The 3,528-nt window shown below is 37.1% G+C and carries 5 protein-coding genes; all 5 read right to left on the bottom strand.

Features of this window, described 5'->3' with window-relative positions:
- On the bottom strand, window positions 1-123 hold a 123-nt coding region (locus tag Q0W26_RS11835; RefSeq protein ID WP_298525708.1), incomplete at its 3' end, for a biopolymer transporter ExbD.
- Between the two features lie 8 nt (window positions 124-131).
- Window positions 132-971, bottom strand: a complete 840-nt coding sequence (locus Q0W26_RS11830; protein ID WP_298525706.1) for a MotA/TolQ/ExbB proton channel family protein — start codon at window positions 969-971, stop codon at window positions 132-134.
- A gap of 82 nt (window positions 972-1,053) precedes the next feature.
- On the bottom strand, window positions 1,054-1,668 hold the full coding sequence (gene rnhB / locus Q0W26_RS11825; protein ID WP_298525703.1) for a ribonuclease HII: 615 nt from the start codon (window positions 1,666-1,668) through the stop codon (window positions 1,054-1,056).
- Between the two features lie 49 nt (window positions 1,669-1,717).
- Window positions 1,718-2,791, bottom strand: coding sequence for a rod shape-determining protein (locus Q0W26_RS11820; protein WP_298525700.1), 1,074 nt, complete (start codon window positions 2,789-2,791; stop codon window positions 1,718-1,720).
- 2 nt (window positions 2,792-2,793) lie between these two features.
- Window positions 2,794-3,432, bottom strand: coding sequence for a hypothetical protein (locus Q0W26_RS11815; protein WP_298525697.1), 639 nt, complete (start codon window positions 3,430-3,432; stop codon window positions 2,794-2,796).
- Window positions 3,433-3,528: the final 96 nt, after the last annotated feature.

Below are 3,528 nucleotides of genomic sequence, written 5' to 3'. Positions count from 1 at the left end.
AAAATTACTTGTAACCACTAAAAAAATCATAATAGTGAAAAGAATATCAATAAAAGGAACCAGATTGATACTCGGTTTTTGATCCAAAACTTTCTTTTTATAGCGTTTAACATCAATAGCCATCTAATCACCTATTGTTTTAGCTTACTTTCAGTAATTTCAGCGTTAACATTACATTTTTCTAGAATAATATTTGAGATACTTTTATCCAACATACTCGGCTTAAAGGAAACCTTGATATTTGCATAAGGATCTGAAATCAGTCTTGTGTTTACCACACCTTCCGCTTTCTGAAGAGCTTCAAGAGCGCATTCCACATTGGAATCAACCCTGACCTTAACAACAGCGAATCCCCAATTTGTCATTTTTGTAGCAAGCTCAATCTTATCCATTTCCGCCTCAATAAGTCCTTGAATGTAAGTATAAATAGGCAGCAAGATAATGGCTACAAAAAGACCCATGATTGTTGTTGTCAGTGCAACGTAAATACCTTCAGCCATAGCGGCAGAATCAGGGTGAACACCTAATGACTTGAATGTCATCCAAATACCTATAACGGTTCCGATTAAACCTAAGAAAGGAGCAAGTTCAGTTATTGTTTTGATTGTACTCAATCCTTTTGTCATTTTTGCCACTTCAACAATGAAGATTTGCTCCATACTTTCCTCAACTTCTGTTTTATTCTTATAACCAATCTTTAAAGTTTCGGAAATAATTTTAGAAATAGGATTTTTGAAACCGTTGATTTGCTTTAAAGCTTCAACAGCACCGCCCCTTTCCATAGAAGCGGTAACGACACCAAATATTTCAGTGGTGTCAACCTTGCTAATTCTTCTAAGATAAGCAATCTTTCTTATTGAAATGATAAGACCATAAATTCCTATAAAAAGAATTATGTAAGTAATAATTCCTCCTTGAGTGAAAATATCTACAATTCCATCAAGAAATGAAGTAAAAAATTCAAAAATCATTTTCATCCTCTATCGAAAATTTTTTTTATAAAACTAAATTTATTTTTTCATATACTTAAATATTATTTAAAAAGGAGTGAAATTATTTCATCTTAGCCACGGTTGACCATGACCTTCGTACAAAATCAGGCATTTCATCATATGTGTAATTTGTGAGAAACTCTTTAGTTTTGGGATCGGAAGGATAACCTGATCCAATGCCTCCGGATTTTATGAATTCCTTGTTAATCTCTGCAATCTGATCGTCCCTTTCGGCTTTTGCAATTATTGAAGCTGCACTGACTTCAATGTATTTGTCATCGGCCTTATGCTCTGAAATGACATTGACACCAGTATCCCTGCAGAGATTTTCCTGAAAACGTTCCGCCTTCACGTCAACAGCATCGACAATAGCCTTTTCGGGATTGATTTTCATCAAGATTGATTCCATTGCATTCTTTTCAATTTCGTTGAGATTTATGCCTTCCGCCCTCATCTCATCAATCTCACGGGCTGTGATTACGACAATCTCATAGTCAAACATCTTTTTAAGCTTACGGGACAGTATTGTACGTCTGTGAGGAGCCAGCTTTTTGGAGTCCTTGACGCCCATGCGCTCAAGCACCTTTTCCATCTTTTCGGGTACAACCACACCTGCGATAACCAGCGGTCCCAAAACGGAGCCTCTGCCCGCCTCGTCAATGCCTAAAATATCCATAGTAATCAGTTAAAAAAAAGTAAAAAAAGAGAAATAAATAAAGGATTATTTATTTCATAGCCTTAAGTCTGACTTCAGGTTCCAATGCAAGAGGTTCTGCAGCAACAATTGCAGTTCCTTTTGCCACAACGGTCATAGGATCGTCGGAAATTTCTATAGGAATACCAATTTCATCGAAAATCCTTTCCTTCATGCCTCGAAGTCTTGAACTTCCACCCACTGCAACGGAATTGTTGTAGACACCCATCATTAATTCCGGAGATAACCTTTCCAGGATGATGTTTAAACCACCGACAATTTGCTGCATGTAAGGTTCTACAGCTTCAGCAACCAGCATGGAATCAACAACGACTTTTTTAGGCCTGTTGGTTTCGAGAGATTTACCAATGATTTCAACGCTTAAGTTTTCGATTTGTTCGGAGCAGTGAACCATACCCACTTCGATTTTTGCGGATTCCGCATCATGAATACCAATTGCTACATTATATTTTTCAGCTACAAGTTCGACAATCTTATTGTCTATATCGTCCCCACCGCATCTTACGGTTTCAATATCATTAATGCCTCCAAGGGAGATTATGACAATGTCGGTTGAACCTGCACCGATGTCTATAACCATGGTTCCGTTAGGCTCTGCAATAGGCAATCCTGCACCTATGGCAGCGGCCAAACCTTCACTAATGACCAAAATGTTTTGTGCTCCTGCTTTTCTACCAATTTCTTCAGCAGCATTTTTTTCCACTTCGGATGCATCTCCAGGAATACCAATGACTATTCTTCCAACACTTTCCCCTTCATTTATGCCTATTTGCATTGCCTTAATGAGTAATGCCTGTGCCTGTGCGACATTTTCGATTACTCCTTTTTTCAAAGGCCTTACTGCAAGAATATCTTCCGGAGTTCTTCCGAGCATTCTTTTAGCTTCTTCACCAACAGCCAAAACTTCTGACGGATCATCCTTTTTAACGGCAACGACAGATGGAATCTGATACAATTCGAATTTGTCTCCTGAAGGTTTTGCAATAACAGTGTTTAAAGTTCCTAAATCTATTCCTAAACTGTTGCTGATGACTCTGGTATCAACAACTTGTGGTTCTTCCTCGTCTTTTCCAAAAATATTCATGATTAGTCCTCCGTTACAATATCTTTAAAATCTATAACGAATATTTTATTAGATGTAGCTATGCTTTGAACTTTTCCGATGTCTGCCTCATTTTCAACAGAGATTACAAGAGTTGTCAATACAACTTCATTTGCATTATAGAAAGGTTTCAAAGCAGATTTGATGAAATTTGGTAATCTAACTTCATTATTTATATCAACATCAATGAAACTGGTAGTCTGAGATTTTTGAAGAATGGTAAACGATGATTTTGATTTTTCAATAGTGGACAATACGTTCCTGATTACATCGTCCGGACCGACAAAGACCATCAGGTTAGATTCATCGGAGAGGTATTTGCGGGGTATCTGAACATACGCCCCACCACATTGCTCAGTGGCGCCTTTGAAATCATCAATTATTATGGCATTGCCATAAAGCATGATGAAGTCAAATTTCTTATCCAAATTACCGTCTTTTAATATGACATGTTCCCGGAACAGAATTTTTATGTTGGCATTGGACAGGATAGCTTTATAGGCCATCTCGTCTACCAGATCAACATTGCCTGCAATTACACACCAAGTCTTTTCAACCTTATAATTGCTGTCAGTGGTGACCCTTGCAGCTTGCCTAAGAACACGTATATTATCTTCAATCATTTAACTACTCGCAATACATTAATATTAATTCCAATTAGTAAAAATAAACAACATAAAATCCAGAAATATTAAATTCAATAGCTAAAAATCAATGAA

This window comes from uncultured Methanobrevibacter sp., assembly GCF_947169325.1.
Lineage (GTDB): Archaea > Methanobacteriota > Methanobacteria > Methanobacteriales > Methanobacteriaceae > Methanocatella.
Note: the sequence above shows the minus strand (reverse complement) of the source record. Positions and strands in the feature narration are given on the sequence as shown.

Excerpts from the sequence above, each read along its gene's own strand:
- rnhB (WP_298525703.1), bottom strand. The coding sequence starts at position 1,668 with ATGGATATTTTAGGCATTGACGAGGCGGGCAGAGGCTCCGTTTTGGGA.
- Q0W26_RS11815 (WP_298525697.1), bottom strand. The coding sequence starts at position 3,432 with ATGATTGAAGATAATATACGTGTTCTTAGGCAAGCTGCAAGGGTCACC.
- Q0W26_RS11820 (WP_298525700.1), bottom strand. The coding sequence starts at position 2,791 with ATGAATATTTTTGGAAAAGACGAGGAAGAACCACAAGTTGTTGATACC.
- Q0W26_RS11830 (WP_298525706.1), bottom strand. The coding sequence starts at position 971 with ATGATTTTTGAATTTTTTACTTCATTTCTTGATGGAATTGTAGATATT.